This is a genomic window from Lysobacter sp. TAF61 (assembly GCF_052113485.1).
In the GTDB taxonomy this organism is placed as follows: domain Bacteria; phylum Pseudomonadota; class Gammaproteobacteria; order Xanthomonadales; family Xanthomonadaceae; genus Lysobacter_J.
In genome coordinates, this window is sequence record NZ_JBFRDH010000005.1 from 116,351 (window position 1) to 140,937 (window position 24,587).

Below are 24,587 nucleotides of genomic sequence, written 5' to 3' on the forward strand. Positions count from 1 at the left end.
TCGTTCACTCTAAGGCGTCTTGGCCGGGGGTTGCGCGGCCTGCTGCTGCCGCATCTGCGCACGTCGCGCTTCGATCCGCTTGCGGATCGCTTCCATCTGCGCCTCGGGAGTCACCGGCGCATCCTCGTCTGCCGCGCCCGATTGCTGTTGCGCACCCGAGGCCCCCTTCAGCGCGGGCGGCGCTGAGGATGCGTTGGGTTGCGCCGTTCCCGCGCGGGGTGGAACGGCCGGTGCGCGGCCCGACTGCGGCCTGGGCTGCGGCGCCGCCGAAATTCCGGCCGGCAGCCCCTGCGGCGGTAGCCCGGCGTTGAGTGGTGTCGGCGGTTGACCGCCCTGGCCATCGAACACGCGCAGTGTCATCTCGCGTCGCCCATCCGGGCCTTCGAAGACCGCGCTGCGCGCGTTGAGTGCGGTCAGGCGCCACGACGGGTGCGACTCGGGCACGTCGCCGAGCTTGACCCGGACCGATTCGCTGCCATCGGCCGGCTGCAGGATCGCCATGTGCAGGTTGGGCGTGATCAGCACGCTGGTCAGCAGATAGTCGAAGGCGTTGTCCTTGCCGTCGCCTTCGCCCTTTCCCTGCAGGAAGAACGGCTTGGGCAGGCGGTCCTGGCTGAATAACGGACGCGCGCCGATCGGCGCGTACTGCGCCAGCGGCCCCAGCCGCTCGGCGGCTTGCGCACGCGCGTTCGGCAACGGCCGCAGCAGGCTCGGGTCGGCGTCCAGTTCCGGTGCATGCCGGCCCATGCCGGCCAGGGCCAGCACCCAGGCCAGCACGGCCCAGCCGGCCACGGCGGCGAGCAACCAGGTGCGCGGGCCGGCATCGTCAAGGCGCACGCTTCACCTCCGCCGGTGCGGCGCCGGGGCGCAGGTAGCCGGACAGGTCGAAGCTGACATCCAGTCCGCCATCGCCGCCAGGCTGGGTGTTGCCTGGCAGGAAATAACCGCGCGAGGACAGGATGTTGAGATTGCCGACGAACAACCGCGGCGCGCCGCTTTCAAGCGCATGCAGCACGGCGGCCAGTTCCGGATTGCCGCAGCGCATGCGCACCTGCACCACCACGCGCGCATAGCGCTCGCGCCGCGGTTCGCTCAGCGGCGAACGGTTGCTGATCGCGCAGCTGCGATTGCCGGGGCTGGCCTGGGCGACGACCGCTTCCAGTCGCTGCACCAGGTTGGCGGTGGCCAGTTCGGCGCTGCTTTCGGGCAGGAAGCCGGGCAGGCTCGCCTGTTGCGTCTGCAGCTGCTGCAGGCGCTTGCTCACCAGGGGCGCCTGCTGCAATTGCATGCGCTGGCGAAGTTCGCGCTCCTGCAGCGTTTGCAGGCGTTCACCGGCATCGAGCATGGGCACGGACCACCACGGATGCACCAGGACCAGGTAGGCCAGCGCCAGCGCCGCCAGGAACAGGCCCAGCGCCAGCCAGCGATCGCGATCGATGCGGCGCTGCGCGGTTTGTACGGCCGAGGCGGCGTTACTGGCCATTGTCGGCCTCCTCGCGTGGGCGCGCGGCCGGTTGCGGCGGCGCCGCCGGTCCGAGTTCGGCCGTCAGCGTGAAACGGTCGCGTCCGCTGGCCGGATCGGGGATCAGCGCACCGGTCAGCGCCGGCGCGCGCCACAGCGGCGAGCCCTGCAGGCGCTGGATCAGCGATGGCGCCTCGCGGCTGAGGCCGATCATGGTGAGCGTGCTGTCCTCGATCGCGAGCTTTTCCAGGTAGGTACTGTCGGGCAGGCGCCGGGTCAGCTCGTCGATCACTTCCAGGGTGGTCGGCCGTTCGGCGCGGGTGCGGTCGAGGAACGCCTGGCCTTCGGTCAGTTCGATCAGCGTCTGTCGCTGCGTCGCCGCGGCGCGCGCGGCAGCGGCGTGTCGGGCGATGGTCTGTTCGAGGTCGTCGGCGGCGGCGCGGCGATTGCCCAGCAGCTGCCACATGGTTGCGGCGACGGCGAGCACCGCGATCGCGACCAAAGCCAGGTTCCAGAACCGGAACGGGTCGCCGTGGTGGCGACGCGCCGCCGGTGGCAACAGGTTGACGCCCAGCGGAACGCCGGCGCCGCCGGCGACATCGATGCCGGCAAGGCTCTGCGCCAGCGGACCGAGCGCCGCCAGTTGCGGATCCAGCCCCTGCCGCGGCACGACCACCAGCTCGGTGTCGAGCATGCCGTCGCTGTCGCGGCGGCCGAGCACGCGCGCATCGAAGGCGACCGCGTCGGCGGTGAACGGCGTCTGCCGGTCGATCTCGAACCCGACCACGTCGCGCAGTCGTTCGGCGGCGGCGGCAGGAAGTGCGAGACGGCGGCGCAGCCCGGCCGAGGCGGGCAGCAACAGCCAGCGCGGCAGGTCGGCCAGCCGCGGCGGCAGCAACGGCGCCAACGGGTCGACGACCGCATCCAGGGCCACGGCCGGAATCGATCCGAGTTCGTGCAGTTGCCCGCCCTGCTGGAGGCGCAGTTGCAGGGACTGCTCATGCAGCTGCAGCAGCAGCCGGCCGCGGTCGAAGCCAAGCACGCGGCGCACGCGCAAGGGCAGCCAGGCGGCGAGGTTGTGCCCCCACCAGCCCAGAAACCCACCCGCGCCAGGGGCCAGCCGCGCGCCCATGCGCCGCAGCCGGTCCTGCGCCCAGTCGGCTCCCTGCCGTGTCTGGCTGCCTGCATTCATCGTGGTGAAGCTCCCTCCTCCCAGCGCAGCGGAGTGTAGGCCATGCCGGGCAAAGCCCCACCCCCGACGCGGACAACGACCCGCAACACCGACTCGCGACCATCGGCGAGCCGTGCACGGCTGTCGATACTATAGGTGCCGGTGCCGCCTCCGGCCACGCCGGCGATGTCCTGCGGCAACCCTTGCGGCACGCCCTGTGCCAGCCCGTTCGCATCGGGCCGCTGCCGCTGCGCGACCAGTTCGTCGCCGCTCAGGCCCATGGCATCGAGCACCGGCCCTGCCGCGTAGGTCGCGTCCGGACGGTCGCGGCCGCTGTAGACGGTGAGATACGGTTCCAGCCGCGCGTACAACCGCGGCGTGAATCCGATGACCTGCTCGAGCTCGGCCACGCTTTCGAATTCGGCGTCCTTGGCCCCGTACGGCAGCCCGGCCGCAGCGTAGTCGGCGTCCTCGCCGCCACCGCTGGGCTGCGTCAGCGGGTCGCTGTCGCGCCAGTCGATGATCGCCCCGGCCAGGCGCGCCGCCTGCGTCTGGTCCATCCTGCTCCCATCCTCGCCGCCGCCGGCGCCCTGGATCAGCATCGCCAGCAACTGCGCATCGGCCTGGTTGAGATCGACCTTGCCGCTCTCGTCGGTCATCTGCACTTCGACGTCGGCGTCGCCGTAGCGCCAGCGGTAGGCGCGTCCGTCCGGACGCCATTTCAGCCGCGGATCGCTGAGGCCGACCCGGGTCAACGAATACTCCATGCCGGCGCGGGCGGCACCGGAGGCGACCAGCCCGCGCACCAGCACCTTGCCCTGCAGGCTCTCGATTCGCGCCATCAAGGCAAAGGCGCCGATCACCGAGGTCAGCAGCACGATCAGCCACAGGACCAGGATCAGGGCAGTGCCTCGTGCGGCTCCTTGTGCGGTTACCCGCACCGGGTTGCCTGGCCGCAGCGTGGTCATAGCTGCTGCACCGGCAGTCCGGAGGCGTCGAGCTGCGCCGACAGCGGCAGCGACACCACCAGCGGCGGCCAGGCGCGGCCGTCGCGGTCGACCAGGGTCACCTCGACCAGCAAGGGGAGGCGCTGGCTGGCCTCCCACGTGTCCTGCCAGTCGCCCAGGCGCCCGTCTTCGTTCAATGCGCGGTAGCGGAAATGCGCTTCGCGCAATCCATCAACCAGCAATTCCGGCGGGCGCGGCGGCTGCTCTTCGACCACCTGGCCGGCCAGCACCATGCCCAGCGCGAGCGAGATCCGCGTGTCGCCCCCGTCGTCCTCGATCGTCAGGTCGTGCAGGTACGGGCCACCACGGCCCAGGTAGTCGGGCAGGTCGGCGACGAAACGCAGGCGGTCGGGCTCACCGACGAAGCGGATCGGCGTGCCGCTGCTTTCGTCGAAGGCGAACGACACCGGTCGCGTGGCCGTCAGGCGACTACGCAGGAAACCGGCGACGGCGCGCATGTGTTCGCTGCGGTCGGCCATCGCCTCGCCGCGGATGGCCGTGCGGTTGGCCGCGCCGAGCGTGGTGAACGCCAGCGCCAGGCCGGCCACCAGCAGCACCGTCGCCAGCAGCACTTCGATCAGGGTGAAGCCACGCATGCGACGGACGGCGCCAGGACTCATGGCAACGCCCCTTCGCTCTCTCCGGCGACCATCCGCAACGAACGCAACTGCAGGCGCTGGGCCGGCCCGGCATCGCCCCACTGGATGGCCAGGGTGACCTCGAACAACGCGGCGGTATTGGGATCGACCTGCTGCCGTGCCGCCGCAAGCGCGCGGTCGCGCCACGGCGCTATGCGCAGTTGCCAGCGATAGCGGCCGTCCTCGAAGTCACCGGTACGCTGGCCGGCGACGAGCGCTTCACCGGTGCCGACCTCCGCCATCAGCGACTGCGCGTACAGCGCCGCGCGCGCGCCATCGCTGGAGCCGCGAACCTGGCGCGCCGCGCCCGAAAGAATGCCCAGCAACAACGTCAGCGCCAACGCCAACAGGGCGAAGGCGACGATGACCTCGAGCAGCGTATAGCCGCGCTGGCGCGTCATCGCCCTCATTGCGGCGCTCCCGTCGCCCTGCGCAGGCGCACTTCGCCGGTCAGCCACGCCACGTCGATGTTCCACGCAGCGTCGCGGGCGCTGAGCTGGACCCGGCCACCGCTGCTGGCGCCGTCGGAGAAAAAGACGATCGCGCCTTCGCCGCGCCGCGGCTGCAATTCACGGGCGCCGGTGAAGGTGATGCGCAGGGCGGGAGCGATCTCGCCCTTGCGGCCATTGGGTGCGGTCCAGGTGTGCGCGGCCGGGTCGAGGGTGAAGCTCTGTTTCCTGCCGGTGGCGATGGCCTGCGTGCGCGTGTAGCGCAGCTGCGCGGCCACCGATTTGGCCGCCGAGCGCAACTGCATGCCCTGGATGCCACCGCCCAGCGCCGCCGTCGCCAGCACGCTGATCGCGGCGATCAGCGCGATCACCAGCAGCATCTCCAGCAACGATGCGCCGCGGGCGGGATGCTGCATCCGACTCGAACCTGGTGGCAGTGGCGTGATGGCTTACTCGTACTTGATGTCGGCGTCGACGCTGGTGCCGCCGACCTTGCCATCCTTGCCGAGGATCACCAGGTCGAACGGGCCGCCTTCGCCCGGGGCGCGATATTCGATCGGGTGGCCCCACGGGTCCTTCAGTTCGGCCGGCTTCGCATACGGGCCGAGCCAGCCGTTGACGTCGGTCGGCTGGGTCACGAGCTCCTCGAGCGAGGTCGGCAGGCGGCCGGTGTCCATCTGGAACGCGTCGACCTTGCCCGCCATCGTCTGCACCTGGGCCTTGGCGATGTTGTAGTCGCCGCGGTCCTTGCCGCCGAGCACACGGCTGCCGACGAATGCCAGCACCGCGCCGATGAGCACGATCACGATGATGATCTCGATCAGGCTCATGCCGCGCTGGCGGGCAGCGGACGGGGAGCGGGTCAACGAGCGACGGTTACGCATGTGGGGGATCCTTGTCGGAAAGCGGTGACGAAGACGGTACGGAACAGGGTACGTCCGGAAGGCGATGTTCAAAACGGGATGTTTACCCGAAATCGGTTGCCAGTGGGCTGACTGCGCGCGGGTACATTCAGTTCCCCATTCCTGCGCCGGTCCGGATCAGCCGATGGCGTTGGTCAGGTCATACAACGGCGTCAGCACCGCCAGCACCACCGTGCCGACGACCGAGGCCAGCACCACCGTCACCAGCGGCACCAGCGCCGCCAGCATCCGGTCCAGCGCCAGCGCGGTTTCCTGCTCGAACGTCTCGGCGGTCTTGACCAGCATCGCGTCGAGCGTGCCCGACTCCTCGCCGACCTGGATCATCTGCAGCGCCAGCCGCGGGAAACGCTTGCCGCGCCCGAGCGCGGTCGACAGCGCCACGCCGTTCTTGACCTCCTCGGCCGCGGCGGCGACATCGGCCGCGAGCACGCGGTTGCCGAGCACGTTGCGACCGATACCGAGCGCGGCCATCAGCGGCACGCCGTTGCGTACCAGCGTGCCCAGCGTCCGCGCCAGCCGCGCGGTCTCGACCTTGGCCACCAGTGCGCCGGCGAACCGGCGCTGCAGCAACCAGCGATCAAAGGCCTCGCGGAACACCGGATCGCGGCGCTTGCGATCAAACCACCACAGCGCCAGCGCCGGCACCACCAGCAGCACGATCCACCAGTCGCGCACGAACAGGCCGATGCCCAGGATGATCCGGGTGAACAGCGGCAGCGCGGCGTCGAGGCTCTCGTACATCGCCGCGAACTGCGGCACGACGTAACCCAGCAGGAACAGCAGGCTCAGGCCGACCATCACCAGCAGGATCGCCGGATAGATCAGCGCATTGATCACGCGGCCCTGCAGCGCGCGCGAACGTTCCATGTAATCGGCCAGCCGCGACAGCGTTTCGTGCAGGCTGCCACCGGCCTCGCCGGCGCGGACCATGTTGACGTACAGGCGCGAGAACGTGCCGTGCTGGCGCTCCAGCGCCGACGACAGCGAACTGCCGCCGCGCACCGCATCGCGGACATCGCCGATCGTGCGTCGCGCGAGTTCGTCCTCGGGCAATTCCAGCAGGATGGTCAGGGCGCGGTCGAGCGGTTGCCCGGCGCCGAGCAGAGTGGCCAGTTGCTGGGTGAACTGCACCAGGCGCGCACCGGCAAATGGCCTGGGCTTGAACAGCCCCCGCCAGAACGAAGCGCCGGACGCCTCGCTGGCCAGCTTCGCCTCGACTGGCAGATGCCCCTGTTCCTGCAGGCGCGCCACCACCTCGGCATTGCTGGCGGCCTCCATCTGGCCGTCGAGCAGTTCACCGCGAGGGTTGAGGGCTTTGTAGTGGTAGAGGGGCATCTTTACTCGTCGTTCCCGCGCAGGGGGCCAATCCGTCATTCCCGCGAAGGCGGGCCATTCCGTCATTCCCGCGAAGGCGGGCCATTCCGTCATTCCCGCGAAGGCGGGCCATTCCGTCATTCCCGCGAAGGCGGGCCATTCCGTCATTCCCGCGAAGGCGGGAACCCAGTGACTTCGCTCCTCAGCCGCATATGTCCTGCCACAGATCATTCCAGTACGGGTTCATCTGTTCAATCAAGCGGATTTTCCAGGCGCGATTCCATTTCTTGAGCCGCTTCTCTCGCGTGATCGCGGAGTCCATTGTCTCGTGCTGTTCGTACCACACCAGGCATGTCGTTCCATGTGCGCACGTGAAGCCTGCGACCAGATGCTGCCGGTGCTGCCAGATCCGGGCAACGAGGTCACTGGTGACGCCGATGTACAGGGTGCCATTGCGACGGCTCGCAAGGATGTATACGGCCGGTTGCCTGTCCATAGGCAGTGCACGTCCAAGTCACTGGGTTCCCGCCTTCGCGGGAATGACGGTTTGGTCGGTTCCCGCCTTCGCGGGAATGACGGTTTGGTCGGTTCCCGCCTTCGCGGGAATGACGGTTTGGTCGGTTCCCGCCTTCGCGGGAATGACGGGTTGGTCGGTTCCCGCCTTCGCGGGAATGACGGGTTGGTCGGTTCCCGCCTTCGCGGGAATGACGGGTTGGTCGGTTCCCGCCTTCGCGGGAATGACGGGTGGCTGGGGCGCGGAGGACCCAGTCAGGCATCCTCGGTCACCCGCAGCACTTCCTCTATCGTCGTTTCCCCTGCCAGCGCCTTGATGATGCCGTCTTCGTACATCGTGCGCATGCCGGACTGGCGGGCGATCTGTTCGATCTCGCCCATGCCGGCATGGCGCATCACGGCGCGGCGCAACTCGTCGTTCATCACCAGGAATTCGACGATGGTGGTGCGGCCGAGGTAACCGTTCGGCGCGATCGCCGACGGGCGCGGGTGGTACAGGTAGATGTCGCCGGTGGGCTGGTGGCGGCGCAGGTGAAATTTCTCGATTTCCTCCGGCGACGCCAGGTACTTCTCGGCGTGAGTCAGCTCCAGCTTGCGCACCAGGCGCTGGCCGAGGATGCCGTTGATGGTGGACGTCAGCAGGTAGTCCTCCACGCCCATGTCGAGCAGGCGGGTGATGCCGCCGGCGGCGTTGTTGGTGTGCAGCGTCGACAGCACCAGGTGGCCGGTCAGAGCGGACTGGATCGCGATGCGGCACGTCTCCAGGTCGCGCATTTCGCCGATCATGATGATGTCGGGGTCCTGGCGGACGATGCTGCGCAGGGCATGGGCGAAATCCAGGCCGATCTGCGGCTTGGCCTGGATCTGGTTGATGCCTTCGATCTGGTACTCGACCGGGTCCTCCACCGTGATGATCTTGACGTCGGTGGTGTTGAGCTTGCTCAGCGCGGTGTACAGCGTGGTGGTCTTGCCCGAGCCGGTCGGGCCGGTCACCAGCAAGATGCCGTGCGGCTGGTCGAGCACCTTCTGGAACTGCGGCAGGAAGGCGTCGGTGAAGCCCAGGCGCTTGAAGTCGAACACCACGGTTTCGCGATCGAGCAATCGCATCACCACGCTCTCGCCGTGCGCGGTCGGCACCGTGCTCACGCGCAGGTCGAGTTCCTTGCCCTGCACGCGCAGCATGATGCGGCCGTCCTGCGGCAGGCGGCGCTCGGCGATGTTGAGCTTGGCCATGATCTTGACGCGGCTGATCACCGCCGCGGTGAGGTTGGCCGGCGGGCTTTCGCCTTCGGTCAGCACGCCGTCGACGCGGTAGCGCACCTTCAGCCGGCTCTCGAACGGTTCGATGTGGATATCCGATGCGCGCAGTTCGACCGCTCGCTGGATGACCAGGTTGACCAGGCGGATGACCGGCGCTTCCGAGGCCAGGTCGCGCAGGTGCTCGACGTCGTCCAGGTCGCCTGCGCTGCCCTCGCCTTCGGCGGTCTCCACGATCGCGCCCATGGCGCTGCGGCCCTGGCCGTACCAGCGTTCGACCAGGTCGCCAATCTCCGAGCGCAGCGCAACGGCCGGGCGGATATCGCGCCCGGTGGCCAGTCGCAGTGCATCGATGCTGTACAGGTCCTGCGGGTCGGCCATCAACACGTCGACCGCGGTGTCGCTTTCGCCGACGGGACAGACCGCGAACTGCTTCATGAAGCGGGCCGACATCGCCACGCCCTCCGGAGGCAGCTCCGGTGCGTCCTTGATGCTGACCAGCGGCAGGCCGAGTACTTCGGCGCAGGTTTCGGCGTGGTCGCGCTCGGACACCAGGCCCAGTCGCGCCAGCAGGCCGAGCAGGCCGCCGCCGGTTTCTTCCTGCAGGCGACGTGCGCGCGCCAGGTCGGCGTCCTTCAGCCGCCCCTTGGCGAGCAGGGCTGCGACGATGCGGTCATCGAGGCTGGCTTGGCCGGTGTCGTTGGCGACTGCGTTCACGCCGTCCTCCGTGGCTTTCAGGCCATGGACTTTACGTCACATCCCGGCGCGGGCGAAGCCATGGCCTTGCCCGCAACGCGATTTGATCAGGTCGATTCCCCGCGCCTACCCCTCCCCCGCCAGCGGGAGAGGGGCTCAGAGCGGCATCAGCCGACCCACACCCGGGCGTTGCGGAACATCCGCAGCCACGGCGAGTCCTCGCCCCACTCCGCCGGCGCCCAGCTGAGGTTGGCGCTGCGCAGGGTGCGCTCCGGATGCGGCATCAGGATGGTGGCGCGGCCGTCGTCGCTGGTCAGGCCGGTGATGCCGTCAGGCGAACCGTTCGGGTTGAGCGGGTAGCGCGTGGCGACCGCACCGTTGCCGTCGACATAGCGCAACGAAACGTGCGCGGCGCTCTGGTCCAGGGCGCTGTCGAAGTCTGCGCGGCCTTCGCCGTGCGCGACCGCGACCGGGATGCGCGAGCCGGCCATGCCGCGGAAGAACAGCGATGGCGACTCGACCACTTCCAGCAGCCCCAGGCGCGCCTCGAACTGCTCGCTGGCATTGCGCAGGAACTTCGGCCAGTGGGTGGCGCCGGGGATGATCGGCTTGAGCTGCGACAGCATCTGGCAACCGTTGCACACGCCCAGCGAGAAGCTGTCCTCGCGCGCGAAGAACGCAGCGAAGGCGTCACGCAGCGCGCTGCGCTCGAGCACCGAGGTCGCCCAGCCGCGGCCGGCACCGAGCACGTCGCCGTAGCTGAAACCACCGCAGGCGGCGATGCCCTTGAAGTCGGCCAGCGAAACGCGACCGCCGATGAGGTCGCTCATGTGCACATCGAACGCCTCGAAGCCGGCGCGGTCGAACGCCGCCGCCATTTCGATCTGGCCGTTGACGCCCTGCTCGCGCAGGATCGCCACCTTCGGCCGTACGCCGGTGTTGATGAACGGTGCAGCCACATCCTCCGACGGGTCGAACGACAGTCGCGTCTTCAGGCCCGGTGCGTTGAAGTCGCGCGCCAGCGCGCGCTCCTCGTCGGCACACTCGGGGTTGTCGCGCAGCTTCTGCAGGGCGTGGCTGGTCGACCACCAGGCGTCGAACAGCTCGTCCCAGCGCCATTCGGCCAGGGTCTGGCCTTCGTCGCGGACACGGATCGCCGGTGCCGTGGTCGGGCGCGCGATGCGCTGCGCGCAGTCGATCAGGCCGTGGCGGGAGACCATGTCGGCGAAGATCGCGCGGTCCTCGTCGGCGACCTGCACGATCGCGCCGAGTTCCTCGTTGAACAGCGTGCGGAACGGGTCATGGCCCCAACCGTCGAGGGCGATGTCCAGGCCCAGCCGCGAGCAGAACGCCATCTCGCACAGCGCCGCCAGCGCACCGCCGTCGGAACGGTCGTGGTAGGCGCGCAACAGGCCGGCTTCGCGCGCATCGCGGATCAGCTCGAAGAAGTCGCGCAGGCGCTGCGGGTTGTCCAGGTCGGGCACGCCGAGCGCACCGGCGAAGGCCGGCAGCTGCGAGTCCTGCTTGCCGATGGCATCGGGGTGGCACTGCGCCAGCACCGAACCGCCCAGGCGCTGCTTGCCGGCGCCCAGGCCGATCAGCCACAGCTCCGACTCCTCGTTGCGGTCGAGCAGCGGGGTCAGCTGCTGGCGCACATCGACCACCGGCGCGAACGCGCTGACGATCAGCGACACCGGCGAGACCGACTTGGACTGCACGCCGTCGCTGTGCCACTGCGCCTGCATCGACAGCGAGTCCTTGCCGACCGGGATGCTCAGCTCCAGGTCCGGGCACAGCTCCATGCCGACGGCCTTGACCGCGTCGAACAGGCGCGCGTCCTCGCCGGCATGGCCGGCGGCGGCCATCCAGTTGGCCGACAGCTTGATGCGGTTGAGCGATTCGACCGGGGCCGCGCACAGGTTGGTGATGGCCTCGCCCACGGCCATGCGCGCAGCGGCGGCGGCGTCGATCAGGGCCAGCGGGGTGCGCTCGCCGATCGACATGGCCTCGCCGACGAAACCGTCGAAGCCCGACAGGGTGATGGCGCAGTCGGACATCGGCAGCTGCCACGGACCGATCATCTGGTCGCGCGCGGTCAGGCCGCCGACGGTGCGGTCGCCAATGGTGACGAGGAAGTTCTTGGAGGCGACCGACGGATGCGCGAGCACGCGCAGGGCCGCGTCGCGCAGTTCCAGGCCGTTCCAGTCCAGCGCCGGCCACGGCGCCGGCGGCGGACGGCGGGCGTCGCGGTGCATCTTCGGCGGCTTGCCGAACAGCACGTCCATCGGCAGGTCGATCGGCCAGTCATGTCCGGCTTCGCGCGCATTCTCGCGGGTGGCGCCGTAGCCGACGACCAGGTGTTCCTCGGCGGTGGCATGCCCGACCACGGCGAACGGGCAACGCTCGCGCTCGCAGATCTGCGCGAATTCCTCGACGCGGTCGGCGGGCAGGCCGAGCACGTAGCGTTCCTGCGATTCGTTGCACCACAACTGCATCGGCGACAACGACGGATCGTCGCTGGGCACCTTGGCCAGGTCGATGATGCCGCCCAGGCCGGAGTCGTGCAGCAGCTCCGGGATCGCGTTCGACAAACCACCGGCGCCGACGTCGTGTGCGGTCGCGATCGGATTGTCGAGGCCGCGGGCGACGCAGCGGTCGAGCACTTCCTGGCAGCGACGCTCCATCTCCGGGTTGTCGCGCTGGACGCTGGCGAAATCGAGTTCTTCGTGGCTGTCGCCGGAGGCGACCGAACTGGCGGCGCCGCCGCCCAGGCCGATCAGCATCGCCGGGCCACCGAGCACGATCACCGCATCGCCCGGCTGCATGCCCAGCTTGGTGACCTGCACGCGGTCGATCGCGCCCAGGCCGCCGGCGAGCATGATCGGCTTGTCGTAGGCGCGCGCGTGCGTGCCTTCGTCGAGCTCGAAGCTGCGGAAGTAGCCGGTCAGGTTCGGGCGGCCGAACTCGTTGTTGAACGCGGCCGCGCCGATCGGGCCGTCGAGCATGATTTCCAGCGCCGAGGCCATGCGCGGGTTGAGCGAACGCTCGCGCTCCCACGGCTGCGGCAGGGTCGGGATGCGCAGGTGCGAGACGCTGAAACCGCACAGGCCGGCCTTGGGACGGCCACCGCGGCCGGTGGCGCCTTCGTCGCGGATCTCGCCGCCGTTGCCGGTCGACGCGCCGGGGAACGGGGCGATCGCGGTCGGGTGGTTGTGCGTCTCGACCTTGATCGCGAACGCCGAGTCGACCTGCGCTTCGGCGCGGTAACCCTTCGTGACCGGATCGGGACGGAAGCGACGGCTGGCGTAGCCTTCGACGACCGCCGCGTTGTCGCTGTACGCCGAGAGCGTGTGCTCGGGCGTGGTGGCGTGGGTGTGCTTGATCATCTTGAACAGCGATTGCTGCTGTTCCGCACCGTCGAGCGTCCACGACGCGTTGAAGATCTTGTGCCGGCAGTGCTCGGAGTTCGCCTGCGCGAACATCATCAGCTCGACGTCGGCCGGCTCGCGGCCGAGCACGTTGAAGCGCTCGCGCAGGTAGGCGATCTCGTCCTCGGCCAGGGCCAGGCCGAGGCGGATGTTGGCGTTCTCCAGGTCGGCCAGCGCAATGCGCTCGAGCTGGCCGCGCGCGGGCGTGGCGAACAGCGCCGCGGCGTCGTCGCGCGCGTCCAGCAGCGACTGTGTCATCGGATCGTGCAGGACCTTGGCCAATGCGCCCTGGCTGGCGGCATCGGTCGGCCATCCGGTCAGGTCGTAGCGGGTGCCGCGTTCGACGCGCTTGACCGGCAGGCCGGCCCCGCGCAGCAGCTCGGTCGCCTTGCTTGCCCAGGGCGACAGCGTGCCCAGGCGCGGCGTGACGAAGCGGGAGACAGCACCGTCCTCGCGCGCAGCCTCGCCCGGCTCGGCCTGGAGGATGCGGCGCAGGGCTTCTGCGTCAGGCGCCGCACCGGTCTCGGGCTCGACCCAGTAGACGGGCCAGGCACCAAGGATTCGGACAGACGGATGGAGGGCTTGCAGGCGGGCTTGGAGCCGCTCGCGGCGGAACGGCGACAGGGCGGATGCGCCCTCGAGGACGATCATGTCCGGGGAACCGTGCAACGTCGGGCCCGACATTGTAGCGAAGAGGCCGCTGCCCCGCCTGTTTTCGAGTCTGGCGCGAACCGGCCCGGATCGAACGGCGACTGGAAGCGGCTCGCGCCACGGGCGGAATGAGCCGCGAAACCCACTGGCAGCAGGCGTTGCGCACGCTGCGCAGGGGACCGGGCCGGCGGCCGCGGCCCCCAGAACCGGACCTTGGCGGACCGGACCGGAGCGGTCCGGCCCGGTCAGGCGCCGGGCTTGACCGCCGTCGCGTGGCTGGCCTGCTCGGCCGCCAGCTTGTCGAGGGCTTCGCGCAGTGCCGCCGGCGGGATGTAACCGCCCAGCTGGACACCTTCGCTGCTGAGGATCATCGGCGTGCCGGTCAGGCCGACGCGCTGGCCGACGTCGTACTGCATGTTCACCGTGCTCTTGCAGTTGCTGTACGGCGGGATGCGGTCGTTCTTGGCATCGGTGAGCGCCTTGCGCCGGTCCGGCGCGCACCACACCGCCACCATCTTCTTGTAGTCGTCGCTGCCCAGGCCCATGCGCGGGAACGCCAGGTACTGGATGGCGATGCCCTGGCGGTTGTACTCGGCGATCTCGCTGTGCAGCTTGCGGCAGTAGCCGCACTCCACGTCCGTGAAGACCGCCACGGTGTACTTGGGCTTGGCCGGGGCGAACACGATGCGCTCGCTGACCGGAATGGTGTCGAGCAGCTGCTTGCGCACCGCCGCCATCGAGTCTTCGCTCAGGTTCTTCCTGGAGTTGACGTCGAACAGGGCGCCGCCGGAACCCGGCAGGAACAGGTACTTGCCGTCATCGCTGACATAGACCACCTGCCCGGCCACGATCGCTTCGCGAAAGCCCGGCAGCGGCGCCGCGCCGACGCGGTCGACCTCGACCCGCGGGTTGAGCAGCCGCACCGCTTCGACGGCCCGCGCATCGGCGGTGCCGGCCTTGGGCTTGGCGGCGACGGCCATTGCCGGCTTGGCGCTGCCTGGCGCCTGCGCCGCGCCACCGGGCGCTTGGGCACAGGCGGAAAGGCTCAGGGCGCCGAGCGCGGCAAGGAGGATTCGCTTCATGTGGGATTCCTGACAGGGGCGCCGGTCGACGGCCCGCGTGGTGGGGGATGCCCCGGATTGTGGCATGAGACCCCGGCGCGGCCAGTGCCCTTGGTCCCGCTACCGTTCACCTTCGCGGCCCGCGGGCCTTGCCGGATGAGCTCCCACGCCGGCGAGCTACCCGCGCGGGTGATGGCGCGAATGCAACTGCTTGAGCTGCTCGCGCGCGACCAGCGTGTAGATCTGGGTCGTCGACAGCGAGCTGTGGCCGAGCAGCATCTGCAGCGCGCGCAGGTCGGCGCCGTGATTGAGCAGGTGCGTGGCGAAACTGTGGCGAAGGCCGTGCGGACTGATCCGGGCCGGGTCGATGCCGGCGAATCCGGCATAGCGCTTGACCAGCACCCAGAACTGCTGCCGCGTCGGCGCGACCCCGCCGGCAGTCAGGAACAGCGGCGCCAACGCGCGCTTGCCGGCCAGTTGCGGCCGGGCGCTGGCGAGGTAGCGCTCGAGCCAGTGCTGCGCCTCCTCGCCCAGCGGCACCAGGCGCTCCTTGCTGCCCTTGCCCATCACCCGCATCACGCCCTGGCGCAGGTTGACCGCGGTTGCCGGCAGGTTGACCAGTTCGCTGACACGCAGGCCCGCGGCGTACATCAACTCGAGCATCGCGCGGTCGCGCAGGCCATTGGGGTCTTCGATGTCAGGCGCGGCCAGCAGGGCTTCGATCTGGCTCTCGGCCAGCGCCTTGGGCAGCGAGCGCGGCAGCTTCGGCGGCTCCAGCAGCGCGGTCGGATCGTCGGCCCGTTCACCGCGCCGCACCTGCCAGGCGTAGAACGCGCGCAGCGCCGACAGCAACCGGGCATTGCTGCGCGGCGAATAGCCGAGCTGGGCGCGCCAGGCGAGGTAATCGAACAGGGTGGCGCGGTCGGCACCGGCGAGACCGCCACCGCGGCCGTCGCGCCAGCGCGCGAGCAGCTCCAGGTCGCGGCGGTAACTGTCGAGCGACGGCTGGGCCAGGCCGTTCTCGGCCCAGATCGCATCGATGAACGCCGCGATGACATTGCCGTCGCCATCGCGCAGTTGCGGCAATGCCATCGCCACGCCGCGGCGATGCGCGGGTGTCGATGCGGGCGTTCGTGCACTCATGCACGCAGCTTAGCGGCCGGCCAGCGCAGCGGCTATCCTGATGCGATGGCATCGCCCTCCTCCGAACCCCATTCCGCTGCGCCCGCGTCCGCTGCGCCCGCGGCAGCCTCCGCGCCCGCCGCCCTGATCGGCCGGCGCCTGCTGGCGCTGTTCTACGACCTGTGGCCAGTGGTGGCGCTGTGGATGCTGGCGTCGGCGATCTTCACCTTCGCCTACACGGCCAGTGGCCACGACAGCCACGAGAACATCGCGCCCTTCAGTGCGCTGCAGTGGTTGCTGTGGCTGGTGTGCTGGCTGATCGGCGCCGCCTACTCGGTGCTGAGCTGGCGGCGCGGTGGACAGACGCTGGGCATGCGCCCGTGGCGGTTGCAGGTCATCGCCGAGGGTGGCGGAGCACCGGGTTGGCGCGCGCTGCTGACGCGTTACGCGGTCGGCACGGTCTCGCTGCTGCTCGCCGGCCTGGGCTTCTGGTGGGCGTGGTTGGATCGCGATCGCCTGACCTGGCACGACCGCGCGAGCCGCACGCGCATGGTGCGGCTGCCGAAGCGACCGAAGTAAGGCGCGTCAGCCGCTGCGTTTCTTGAACAGGAACGCCGACACGCCCAGCATGATCAACGTCGGCAGCAGGTAGGCGATGCGGTAGTCGAACTTGTACACCGTCGCCAGCTTCACGAACTGCGTCTGCAGCAACCAGAACCCCAGCGCGAAGACGATGCCGATGAAAAGGCGCTTGCCCATGCCGCCGCTGCGCAGCGTACCGAAGGCGAACGGTACCGCCGCCAGGCACAGCGCAAGCACGTTGATCGGATAAAACCAGCGGCCCCAGTAGTGTTCCTCGAACTCCGAGGCATCCAGGCCATTGCGGCGGCGATACTCGATCGCGGTGCGCAGATCCATCGCCGACAGATAGCGCGGCCGCTCGGTGCCGGCCGACAGCGCGGCCGCGTCGAGCTGCGACTGCCAGCGCTCCAGTGCGACATGCTCGCGCCGCACCGAACGGGCATCGAAATGGGTGCGGGTCACGTCGCGCAGCAGCCAGCCGCCGGGGCGATGCTCGGCCGTCTTGACGAATGCCAGCGAGTTCAGGCGACCGTCGTCCGCGAACTGGTAAAGGGTGACGTCGCGCAGCTCAAGCCACTGATCACCATTGCGCTCGCGCTCTTCGCCGCCTTGGGCATTGAGGATGGTTTCGCCCTCGCGCGCCCACAGGCCGCTGTACTGCGCGACCACCGCGTTGCCGGACTTCGCCGCCGATTTGAGCGAATCGGCGCGCTGCTGGGTCCACGGCGACACGCTTTCGCCACTGAACACCATCAATGCGGTCAGGATCGCCAGCGCACCGGCAACGGCCAGGCCGAGGCGGCGGCGCGACAGGCCGACCGCACGCAATGCGGTCAGCTCCGACGTCGCAGCAAGCTGCCCCAGCGCCATCAGCGAGCCGATCACCGCCGAATAGGGGAACAGGTAATACATGCGTCGAGGTACGCTCAGGCCGATATAGGCAAACGCCTCGACGATGCCGTACTTGCCTTTGCCGATGTCGCCAAACTCGCTCACCAGCGCCAGCATCACGTCGAGGCCGCCGAGAACGGCCCAGGCCAGCAGCACCGTGCCGAGCACAGTCTTGCCCACATAAATGTCATGGATCCGCGGCATCAGCCTCATGACCTCAGCCTCGCGGTGGCGAACGCCTGCCTCGGTCGCCCGAGTCGCCCATCGGTGAAGTACATCCAGGTGGCAATGGCCATGATCGGCAAAACAAGCCACCACAAGCCGAGCCAGCTGGCAACCTTGCCGCTCTCCAACCAGCCTACCCCCGCCGTCATCAGGTTCTGCCCGATCAGGAAGGCCAGGAATCCAATGAGGATCCGCCCGTAGCGGGCCTGGCGCGGCATGCTGCGCGCCAGCGGTACCGCCATCAGCGCGAATGCCAGCGCCAGCAGCGGCGGCGCAATCCGGTAATGCAGCTGCGCCCGGGCCTCGCGACGGCTGTCGCCGAGCAGGGCCAGGGTCGACTGCATCTCCGGTGCATCGGGGTCGAACTTCAGTTCGTTGGCCGGCAGCAGGATCTCGTTGCTGGCATAGCGCAGCAGGCGGAAATCCTTGGCGCCGGCGCGAGCGCCCTCGATCTGGAAGCCGCCCGACAGCGTCAGGTAGCGGTTCCCGGCGGCATCGATCGTCAGCTCGCCGGTGTTCGACGTGGTAACGTCGATCCGGCCCTCGCCGGCGTCGCGGTAGACGAACACGCGCTGCAGCTGGTGGCCGTCCTTGGACATGTTGGCCACATAGATCACCCCGCGGCCATTGGGGATGCCAACGAAGGCCCCCGGCTCGAGCCCGGCCATCAGCAGGTTGCGGTTGGCGTCGTTGATCATCTGCTTGGACAGGCGGTCCGCCCACGGCCCCAGCCACAGCGAGCAGGCCGCCACCACCAGCACCAGCGGCCCGACCACCAGCATCAAGGGCTTGAGCATCCGCCGCGGGCCGACGCCAATGGAGGCGATGACCGGCATTTCCGAGTCCCGGTAGAGGCGGCCGACGCCCATCATCAGGCCCAGCATCAGGGCCAGGGGCAGGATCAGCGGCAGCCACTTGATCAGCACCAGGCCCAGCTGGGCCAGCATCAGGCCGGCCGGGACCCGGCCGCGGGCGATGTCCTGGAGGACGTCGGTGAAAGCCCCGCCCACCGTGACGATCAGCAATACCACCAGGGTGGCGAAGATCGCCTGGGAGAATTCGCTCAGCAGGTAACGGTCAAGCTTGGGCATCGATTTTGGCTTCGGGGCGGCTTGATCTGGGAAGTTGATCTAAAATCGGGGGAATTCGTCCGAGGGCGTGAGGTGGCTGCGCGAAGCGCGGCCGGGGACATTGCATCCCCCTCACAGCCGCTCGATTGTACGGAGTTTGGTTGTACGTCTGCCCACGTTTCTGGCCAGGCTCCATTTTTGTCTGCTTTTGGGAATCTGTTGGATGGCCCTCGAATTCGACCTGAACCGCGACGCGCCTGCCGCCGCTCACACTGACTGCGTTGTCGTCGGCGCCTTTGCCGACAACAGCCTCACGCCCGCGGCCAAGGCCGTGGACGAGGCCAGCGGCGGCCGCCTGGCTGCCCTGCTCGAGCGCGGCGACGCCAGTGGCAAGACCGGCAAGACCGCCCTGCTTTACGACCTGCCGGGTGTCAGCGCTCCGCGCGTGCTGGTGATCGGCCTGGGCGACGCCGGCAAGTTCGGCGTGCCGCAGTACCTCAAGGCCGCCGGCGACGCCGCCCGCGCCCTGCGCAACGGCCCGGTCGCCAATGCCTTGTTCACCCTGTCGGAAGTGCCGGTCGCCGGCCGCGACAGCGCCTGGGCGATCCGCCAGGCCGCGATCGCCGCCGACCACGCCTGCTACCGCTACACGGCCACGCTCGGCACCAGCAAGAAGAAGGAAGAGCCGGGCCTGCGCAAGTTTTCGATCCTGGGAGACGACGCGGTCGCCCTGGCGCAGGGCCAGGCCATCGCCGCCGGCGTGCAGTTCTCCCGCGAGCTGGGCAACCTGCCGCCGAACGTCTGCAACCCGGCCTACCTGGCGCAGCAGGCGCAGGAGTTCGCCGGTCGCTTCGAGACCACTGCGTGCGACGTGCTCGACGTGGCGCAGATGACCGAACTGGGCATGGGCTCGCTGCTCGCGGTCGGCCGCGGCTCGGCCAATCCGCCCAAGCTCATCGTCCTCAAGTACAGCAACGGCGGCGACGCCAAGCCCTATGTGCTGGTCGGCAAGGGCATCACCTTCGACACCGGCGGCATCAACCTCAAGACCCAAGGCGGTATCGAGGAGATGAAGTACGACATGTGCGGTGGCGCCACCGTCATGGGCACGTTCGTCGCGGCCGTCGGCATGCAGCTGCCGGTCAACCTGGTGGTGATCGTGCCGGCGGTGGAGAACATGCCCGACGCCGATGCCTACCGTCCGTCCGACGTGCTGACCAGCATGTCCGGCAAGACGATTGAAGTGGGCAACACCGACGCCGAAGGCCGCCTGATCCTGTGCGACGCGCTGACCTACGCGCAGCGTTTCGAGCCGCAGGCGCTGGTCGACGTGGCAACGCTCACCGGCGCGTGCATGGTTGCGCTGGGCAAGTTCGCCTCGGGCCTGATGAGCAAGCACGACGACCTCGCCGCCGAACTGCTCGATGCCGGCGAGAACGTGTTCGACCGCGCCTGGCGCCTGCCGCTGTGGGACGAGTACCAGACCCTGCTGGAGTCGAGCTTCGCCGACGTTTACAACATCGGCGGACGCTGGGCCGGCGCGATCACCGCAGGCTGCTTCCTCGGCCGCTTCACCGAAGGCCAGCGCTGGGCGCACCTGGACATCGCCGGCAGCGCGTCGGATGAAGGCAAGCGCGGCATGGCCACCGGTCGCCCGGTCGGCCTGCTGAGCCAGTGGCTGCTGGACCGGGCGGCCTGACCGCGTGGCGCGCGCGGACTTTTACCTGATCCAGAAAGAGCGGTTCCGCGAGGAACCGCTGCTGCTGGTGTGCGAACTCGCGCGCAAGGCGCATGACGCCAACCTGTGGACGCTGGTGCTGGTACGCGACGACGAGCAGGCCGAGCGCCTGGACGAGTTGCTGTGGGAGTTCGACGAGAACGCCTACATCCCGCACCAGGTCGCCGGCGACGACGAGGACGAACTGGCGCCGGTGTTGATCGCCACGCCCGATTCGGACACGCCGTTGCGGCCGGTGGTGATCAACCTGCGCGACGAGCCGGTGGCGGGCAGCTTCGAGCGTGTGCTCGAAGTGGTTCCGGCCGACGACTCGGCGCGCGGTCCCCTGCGCGAACGCTGGAAGCAGTACCAGGCGCGCGGGCTCGATCTCAAGAAGCACGACATGTAGTACCGCTCACCGCCCACCGCCCCGCCGCACCGTCGTCCCGGCGAACGCCGGGACCCATTTTGACGTTGATCTTCGTGGTCAACGTCACAGGCAACATCCAGGTGGATCCCGGCATTCGCCGGGACGACGCCCATCAATCGATACGAAGATGACCGACACCCTCGCCTCCAGCTACGACCCCAAGCAGTTCGAAACCCGCCTGTACGAAGCGTGGGAGCGCAGCGGTGTATTCAAGCCCAGCGGCAAGGGCGAGCCCTATACCATCCTGCTGCCGCCGCCGAACGTCACCGGCACGCTGCACATGGGCCACGCCTTCCAGCACACGCTGCAGGACGCGCTGATCCGCTACCACCGCATGCGGGGCTACGACACGCTGTGGCAGATGGGCACCGACCACGCCGGCATCGCCACCGAGATGGTGGTGGCGCGCAACCTCGGCCGTGACGGCCTGACCCGCGACGATCTCGGCCGCGACGGCTTCATCGAAAAGGTGTGGGAGTGGAAGCAGCAGTCCGGTGACACGATCGAGCGGCAGATGCGCCGCCTGGGCACGTCCGGCGACTGGTCGCGCAGCGTCTTCACGATGGACCCGATGGCCGCGCAGGCGGTGATCGAGGCGTTCGTGCGCCTGTTCGATGACGGCCTGATCTACCGTGGCCAGCGCCTGGTCAACTGGGATCCGGTGCTGAAGACCGCGATCTCCGACCTTGAAGTCGTCAACGAAGAGGAAGACGGCTTCCTGTGGTCGATCGGCTACCCGCTGAGCGACGGCAGCGGCGAACTGGTGGTTGCGACCACGCGCCCGGAAACGATGCTCGGCGACGTCGCGGTGATGGTGCATCCGCTCGACGAGCGCTACACCCACCTGATCGGCAAGACGGTCAGGTTGCCGCTGAGCGATCGCGAGATCCCGATCATCGCCGACGACTACGTCGACCGCGAGTTCGGCACCGGCGTGGTCAAGGTCACGCCCGCGCATGACTTCAACGACTATGCCGTCGGCCAGCGTCATGGCCTGGCGCTGATCAACATCTTCACCCGCGTCGCTGCGATCAACGATAACGCGCCCGAGAAGTACCGCGGCCTCGACCGCTACGAAGCACGCAAGGTCGTGCTCGCCGACCTGGAGGCCGCCGGCCGCCTGGTCGAGACCAAGCCGCACAAACTGCAGGTGCCGCGCGGCGACCGCACCGGCCAGGTGATCGAGCCGTACCTGACCGACCAGTGGTTCGTGAAGATGGACGGCCTGGCCGCGCGCGGTCTCGAACTCGTCGGGGGTATTGATGGAAAGCCCGGAGACGTCAAGCTCGTCCCCGGCAACTGGATCAACACCTATCGCCACTGGATGGAGAACATCCAGGACTGGTGCATCAGCCGCCAGCTGTGGTGGGGCCACCGCATCCCGGCGTGGTACGACGACGAGGGCAACATCTTCGTCGGCCGCAACGAAGACGAGGTTCGCGAACGCCACTCTCTCGACCACACCGTCACCCTGTCGCAGGACAGCGACGTGCTGGAAACGTGGTTCTCCTCGCAACTGTGGCCGTTCAGCACGATGGGCTGGCCGGACGAGCAGGCGATGGCCGAACGCGGCTTCGACCGCTACGTGCCGTCGAGCGTGCTGGTCACCGGCTTCGACATCATCTTCTTCTGGGTCGCGCGCATGATCATGGCGACCGACCATTTCACCGGTCGCGTGCCGTTCAAGGACGTCTACATCACCGGCCTGATCCGCGATTCCCATGGCCAGAAGATGTCCAAGTCGAAGGGCAACGTCCTCGATCCGCTCGACCTGATCGACGGCATCTCGCTGGAAGACCTGCTGGCCAAGCGCACCGACGGCCTGATGCAGCCGAAGATGGCGGAGAAGATCGAGAAGGCCACGCGCAAGGAATTCCCGGACGGCATCCCGGCGTTCGGCGCCGACGCGCTGCGCTTCACCATCGCCGCGCTCGCCACCCATGGCCGCGACATCAAGTTCGACCTCGGTCGCGCCGAGGGCTACAAGAACTTCTGCAACAAGCTGTGGAACGCCACGCGCTTCGTGCTGATGAACACCGAGGGTTTCAAGCCCTCCCCTTCAAGGGGAGGGTTGGGTGGGGATGGGCTTGCCTCGCAGCCGCAGCCCGTCACCGACCCCGAGCGCTGGATCCTCTCGCGCCTGGCCAAGGTGTCCGCCGAGGCCGAGACCCACTTCGCCAGCTACCGCTTCGACCTGCTCGCGCAGGCGCTGTACGAGTTTGCCTGGAACGAGTTCTGCGACTGGTTCGTCGAGCTGTCCAAGCCGGCGCTGCAGGGCGATGACGCCGCCGCGGCCGACAGCACCCGTCACACCCTGCTGTTCGTGCTCGAGCGACTGCTCTGTCTGCTGCACCCGCTGGTGCCGTTCGTGAGCGAGGAGCTGTGGCAGCAGATCGGCCCGAAGCTCGGCCTGGCCGACACCACCATCATGGTTCGCCCGTACCCGCAGGCCGCCGATTTCGGCGGGCAGGACAACGCCGGCGCCGAAGCCGACGTCGAGTGGCTGATGGCCATGGTCAGCGCGCTGCGCAAGATCCGCAGCGAACTCAACGTGGCGCCGTCGAAGACGATTCCGTTGCTGATTGCCGGTTGCACCGACGCTGATCGCAACCGCGTCGCGCGCTTCGACTCGCAGCTGCGTTTCCTGAACAAGCTGGACGCGATCACCATCCTCGACGATGCCAACGCCGCGCCCGCCGCCGCGACTGCGCTGGTTGGCGAGCTCAAGCTGCTGGTACCGCTGGAAGGCCTGGTGGACCTCGATGCCGAGCGCGCGCGCCTGGACAAGGAGATCAAGCGCGTCGACGGCGAAATCGGCAAGTGCCACAACAAGCTGGCCAGCGAAACCTTCGTTGCCAACGCACCGCCGGCCGTGGTCGAACAGGAGCGCAAGCGACTGGCCGACTGGAACCTGCAGCGCGAGGCACTGGCGTCGCAGCGGGCCAAGCTGGGCTGATTGCGGTCTCGGGGGCGGTAACTCAGCCGCCCTCGAATGCTTCGCGCGATGTCGCGTTGACCGCTTTCTCGCTGCGCGAGCGCTCGCGCAGATCGGCGACCGATACCGGCATGAGCGGGCATTTCGCCATGGCTTCCGGTGTGAGCCGGATCGCGCCGCCGCTGAGCTTCACGTACACAGGTTCGCGACTGCGCTTGCCCTTGAGGGTGAAGTAGACACCCTGGTGCTGGCGCAGGACCACCGCGTTGGCGCCCCTGGCCTGGGCAGCTTCGGCGAGCCTGGCCATGGCGCGACCGTAATCGACCGTGGGCACGTTGGGATCCATGGTGGTTTCACTGACGCGCTGGCCCAGTGTGATCTCGACCGAACCGAGCTTGTCGTAGTCGCATCCGGGCGATTCCCAGACCACCGGTACGACCGGTGCGACTTCCCCCGCATTCGCGGATACAGAAGGCAGCACGGACGGCAACACCGCCATCAGCGTGATGACCAATAACGACGGGCGCGACTGCAAAGGCATGCTTGCTCCTTGTCCCCGACTCCAACCCCCTTCCGCAGTGCCGACGCAGCTGCGGTCCCTACATCTCCGGCGGCAACAGCTCGATCGCCATGACCAGCGCATCCTCGCGACCATCGCGCGCCGGATAGTAGCGCGGGCGCCGGCCGATCTCGTTGAAGCCTTCGGAGTGGTACAGCGCGATGGCGCCGGCGTTGGACGGCCGCACTTCCAGGAACACGCGCTCGGCGCCGCGGCCCCGGGCGACATGCATCATCGCCCGCAGCAGATGGCGGCCATGGCCGCGCCCTTGTGCGGCTGGATCGATGCAGATGTTGAGCACGTGCGCCTCGCCAGCCGCGATGCTCATCAGGAAATAACCGACGATCTGGCCGCCCTGCTGCAGTAGCCAGGCCGGGTAATCGGCGCGCAGGCAGTCGCGGAAGATGCCGATCGTCCACGGAAATTCGTAGGCGCGTATCTCGACCGCGTGCACGGCGTCGAGATCGTCCTCACGCATGGGCCGCA

22 protein-coding genes are annotated in these 24,587 nt (G+C 68.7%); 4 read left to right on the forward strand and 18 right to left on the reverse strand.

Going from position 1 to position 24,587, the window contains the following annotated elements; translation table 11 throughout:
- Positions 1 to 9: 9 nt before the first annotated feature.
- The 14 genes from AB4Y64_RS12515 to xerD all read right to left on the reverse strand — a co-directional run bounded on the left by AB4Y64_RS12515 (position 10) and on the right by xerD (position 15,713).
- A complete protein-coding gene (locus tag AB4Y64_RS12515) occupies positions 10 to 837 on the reverse strand; it encodes a type II secretion system protein XpsN (protein ID WP_441816787.1) in 828 nt (275 codons plus the stop codon).
- On the reverse strand, positions 827 to 1,483 hold the full coding sequence (gene gspM / locus AB4Y64_RS12520) for a type II secretion system protein GspM (RefSeq protein WP_441816788.1): 657 nt from the start codon (positions 1,481 to 1,483) through the stop codon (positions 827 to 829). Before gspM ends, AB4Y64_RS12515 begins: the two co-directional genes overlap by 11 nt.
- Positions 1,473 to 2,654: a PilN domain-containing protein gene (locus AB4Y64_RS12525; RefSeq protein ID WP_441816789.1), complete on the reverse strand. Its 1,182-nt coding sequence runs from the start codon at positions 2,652 to 2,654 to the stop codon at positions 1,473 to 1,475. Before AB4Y64_RS12525 ends, gspM begins: the two co-directional genes overlap by 11 nt.
- Positions 2,651 to 3,601, reverse strand: coding sequence for a general secretion pathway protein GspK (locus AB4Y64_RS12530; protein ID WP_441816790.1), 951 nt, complete (start codon positions 3,599 to 3,601; stop codon positions 2,651 to 2,653). Before AB4Y64_RS12530 ends, AB4Y64_RS12525 begins: the two co-directional genes overlap by 4 nt.
- Positions 3,598 to 4,260, reverse strand: a complete 663-nt coding sequence (locus AB4Y64_RS12535) for a prepilin-type N-terminal cleavage/methylation domain-containing protein (RefSeq protein ID WP_441816791.1) — start codon at positions 4,258 to 4,260, stop codon at positions 3,598 to 3,600. The genes AB4Y64_RS12530 and AB4Y64_RS12535 overlap by 4 nt, the downstream gene beginning before the upstream one ends.
- Positions 4,257 to 4,679 (reverse strand): type II secretion system protein XpsI, encoded by a 423-nt coding sequence (gene xpsI / locus AB4Y64_RS12540; protein WP_441817013.1) that lies wholly within the window; start codon positions 4,677 to 4,679, stop codon positions 4,257 to 4,259. Before xpsI ends, AB4Y64_RS12535 begins: the two co-directional genes overlap by 4 nt.
- Before the next feature lie 5 nt (positions 4,680 to 4,684).
- Entirely contained in the window at positions 4,685 to 5,143 is a 459-nt protein-coding gene (gene xpsH / locus AB4Y64_RS12545) for a type II secretion system protein XpsH (RefSeq protein WP_441816792.1), read from the reverse strand.
- A gap of 33 nt (positions 5,144 to 5,176) precedes the next feature.
- Positions 5,177 to 5,611, reverse strand: a complete 435-nt coding sequence (gene gspG / locus AB4Y64_RS12550; protein WP_441816793.1) for a type II secretion system major pseudopilin GspG — start codon at positions 5,609 to 5,611, stop codon at positions 5,177 to 5,179.
- Between the two features lie 156 nt (positions 5,612 to 5,767).
- On the reverse strand, positions 5,768 to 6,985 hold the full coding sequence (gene xpsF / locus AB4Y64_RS12555) for a type II secretion system protein XpsF (RefSeq protein WP_441816794.1): 1,218 nt from the start codon (positions 6,983 to 6,985) through the stop codon (positions 5,768 to 5,770).
- Positions 6,986 to 7,166: 181 nt separating this feature from the next.
- Positions 7,167 to 7,460, reverse strand: a complete 294-nt coding sequence (locus tag AB4Y64_RS12560; RefSeq protein ID WP_441816795.1) for a GIY-YIG nuclease family protein — start codon at positions 7,458 to 7,460, stop codon at positions 7,167 to 7,169.
- A gap of 272 nt (positions 7,461 to 7,732) precedes the next feature.
- Positions 7,733 to 9,451, reverse strand: coding sequence for a type II secretion system ATPase GspE (gene gspE, locus AB4Y64_RS12565; protein WP_441816796.1), 1,719 nt, complete (start codon positions 9,449 to 9,451; stop codon positions 7,733 to 7,735).
- Between the two features lie 146 nt (positions 9,452 to 9,597).
- Complete coding sequence (gene purL / locus AB4Y64_RS12570) at positions 9,598 to 13,509, reverse strand: phosphoribosylformylglycinamidine synthase (protein ID WP_441816797.1); 3,912 nt, start codon at positions 13,507 to 13,509, stop codon at positions 9,598 to 9,600.
- Between the two features lie 245 nt (positions 13,510 to 13,754).
- On the reverse strand, positions 13,755 to 14,591 hold the full coding sequence (locus tag AB4Y64_RS12575) for a DsbC family protein (RefSeq protein ID WP_441816798.1): 837 nt from the start codon (positions 14,589 to 14,591) through the stop codon (positions 13,755 to 13,757).
- 156 nt (positions 14,592 to 14,747) lie between these two features.
- Positions 14,748 to 15,713, reverse strand: a complete 966-nt coding sequence (gene xerD / locus AB4Y64_RS12580) for a site-specific tyrosine recombinase XerD (RefSeq protein ID WP_441816799.1) — start codon at positions 15,711 to 15,713, stop codon at positions 14,748 to 14,750.
- A 45-nt stretch (positions 15,714 to 15,758) separates the two neighbouring features.
- On the opposite strand from xerD, the gene AB4Y64_RS12585 reads away from it, so the two are divergent.
- Positions 15,759 to 16,271 (forward strand): RDD family protein, encoded by a 513-nt coding sequence (locus tag AB4Y64_RS12585; RefSeq protein WP_441816800.1) that lies wholly within the window; start codon positions 15,759 to 15,761, stop codon positions 16,269 to 16,271.
- A gap of 6 nt (positions 16,272 to 16,277) precedes the next feature.
- Here AB4Y64_RS12585 and lptG read toward each other — a convergent pair whose 3' ends face one another.
- Entirely contained in the window at positions 16,278 to 17,447 is a 1,170-nt protein-coding gene (lptG, locus tag AB4Y64_RS12590) for an LPS export ABC transporter permease LptG (RefSeq protein WP_441817014.1), read from the reverse strand.
- Positions 17,375 to 18,481, reverse strand: a complete 1,107-nt coding sequence (gene lptF / locus AB4Y64_RS12595; RefSeq protein WP_441816801.1) for an LPS export ABC transporter permease LptF — start codon at positions 18,479 to 18,481, stop codon at positions 17,375 to 17,377. Before lptF ends, lptG begins: the two co-directional genes overlap by 73 nt.
- 202 nt (positions 18,482 to 18,683) lie before the next feature.
- Here lptF and AB4Y64_RS12600 point away from each other — a divergent pair, with 202 nt between their 5' ends.
- From AB4Y64_RS12600 to AB4Y64_RS12610, 3 genes are all read left to right on the forward strand, one after another.
- Positions 18,684 to 20,159, forward strand: a complete 1,476-nt coding sequence (locus AB4Y64_RS12600; RefSeq protein WP_441816802.1) for a leucyl aminopeptidase — start codon at positions 18,684 to 18,686, stop codon at positions 20,157 to 20,159.
- Positions 20,160 to 20,163: 4 nt separating this feature from the next.
- Positions 20,164 to 20,586, forward strand: coding sequence for a DNA polymerase III subunit chi (locus AB4Y64_RS12605; RefSeq protein WP_441816803.1), 423 nt, complete (start codon positions 20,164 to 20,166; stop codon positions 20,584 to 20,586).
- A gap of 148 nt (positions 20,587 to 20,734) precedes the next feature.
- A complete protein-coding gene (locus tag AB4Y64_RS12610) occupies positions 20,735 to 23,563 on the forward strand; it encodes a valine--tRNA ligase (RefSeq protein WP_441816804.1) in 2,829 nt (942 codons plus the stop codon).
- Positions 23,564 to 23,585: 22 nt separating this feature from the next.
- Here AB4Y64_RS12610 and AB4Y64_RS12615 read toward each other — a convergent pair whose 3' ends face one another.
- Positions 23,586 to 24,083 (reverse strand): hypothetical protein, encoded by a 498-nt coding sequence (locus AB4Y64_RS12615; RefSeq protein WP_441816805.1) that lies wholly within the window; start codon positions 24,081 to 24,083, stop codon positions 23,586 to 23,588.
- 58 nt (positions 24,084 to 24,141) lie between these two features.
- Positions 24,142 to 24,579, reverse strand: coding sequence for a ribosomal protein S18-alanine N-acetyltransferase (gene rimI / locus AB4Y64_RS12620; RefSeq protein ID WP_441817015.1), 438 nt, complete (start codon positions 24,577 to 24,579; stop codon positions 24,142 to 24,144).
- Between the last annotated feature and the right edge of the window lie 8 nt (positions 24,580 to 24,587).

What these genes read in the sequence shown, in the direction of transcription:
- xerD (WP_441816799.1), bottom strand. Translation starts at nt 15,713, where the DNA reads ATGAGTGCACGAACGCCCGCATCGACACCCGCGCATCGCCGCGGCGTG.
- AB4Y64_RS12615 (WP_441816805.1), bottom strand. Translation starts at nt 24,083, where the DNA reads ATGCCTTTGCAGTCGCGCCCGTCGTTATTGGTCATCACGCTGATGGCG.
- AB4Y64_RS12535 (WP_441816791.1), bottom strand. Translation starts at nt 4,260, where the DNA reads ATGAGTCCTGGCGCCGTCCGTCGCATGCGTGGCTTCACCCTGATCGAA.
- AB4Y64_RS12600 (WP_441816802.1), top strand. Translation starts at nt 18,684, where the DNA reads ATGGCCCTCGAATTCGACCTGAACCGCGACGCGCCTGCCGCCGCTCAC.
- AB4Y64_RS12525 (WP_441816789.1), bottom strand. Translation starts at nt 2,654, where the DNA reads ATGAATGCAGGCAGCCAGACACGGCAGGGAGCCGACTGGGCGCAGGAC.
- purL (WP_441816797.1), bottom strand. Translation starts at nt 13,509, where the DNA reads ATGATCGTCCTCGAGGGCGCATCCGCCCTGTCGCCGTTCCGCCGCGAG.
- AB4Y64_RS12560 (WP_441816795.1), bottom strand. Translation starts at nt 7,460, where the DNA reads ATGGACAGGCAACCGGCCGTATACATCCTTGCGAGCCGTCGCAATGGC.
- AB4Y64_RS12530 (WP_441816790.1), bottom strand. Translation starts at nt 3,601, where the DNA reads ATGACCACGCTGCGGCCAGGCAACCCGGTGCGGGTAACCGCACAAGGA.
- xpsI (WP_441817013.1), bottom strand. Translation starts at nt 4,679, where the DNA reads ATGACGCGCCAGCGCGGCTATACGCTGCTCGAGGTCATCGTCGCCTTC.
- gspG (WP_441816793.1), bottom strand. Translation starts at nt 5,611, where the DNA reads ATGCGTAACCGTCGCTCGTTGACCCGCTCCCCGTCCGCTGCCCGCCAG.
- xpsF (WP_441816794.1), bottom strand. Translation starts at nt 6,985, where the DNA reads ATGCCCCTCTACCACTACAAAGCCCTCAACCCTCGCGGTGAACTGCTC.
- gspM (WP_441816788.1), bottom strand. Translation starts at nt 1,483, where the DNA reads ATGGCCAGTAACGCCGCCTCGGCCGTACAAACCGCGCAGCGCCGCATC.
- AB4Y64_RS12575 (WP_441816798.1), bottom strand. Translation starts at nt 14,591, where the DNA reads ATGAAGCGAATCCTCCTTGCCGCGCTCGGCGCCCTGAGCCTTTCCGCC.
- rimI (WP_441817015.1), bottom strand. Translation starts at nt 24,579, where the DNA reads ATGCGTGAGGACGATCTCGACGCCGTGCACGCGGTCGAGATACGCGCC.
- xpsH (WP_441816792.1), bottom strand. Translation starts at nt 5,143, where the DNA reads ATGCAGCATCCCGCCCGCGGCGCATCGTTGCTGGAGATGCTGCTGGTG.
- AB4Y64_RS12610 (WP_441816804.1), top strand. Translation starts at nt 20,735, where the DNA reads ATGACCGACACCCTCGCCTCCAGCTACGACCCCAAGCAGTTCGAAACC.
- lptF (WP_441816801.1), bottom strand. Translation starts at nt 18,481, where the DNA reads ATGCCCAAGCTTGACCGTTACCTGCTGAGCGAATTCTCCCAGGCGATC.
- AB4Y64_RS12585 (WP_441816800.1), top strand. Translation starts at nt 15,759, where the DNA reads ATGGCATCGCCCTCCTCCGAACCCCATTCCGCTGCGCCCGCGTCCGCT.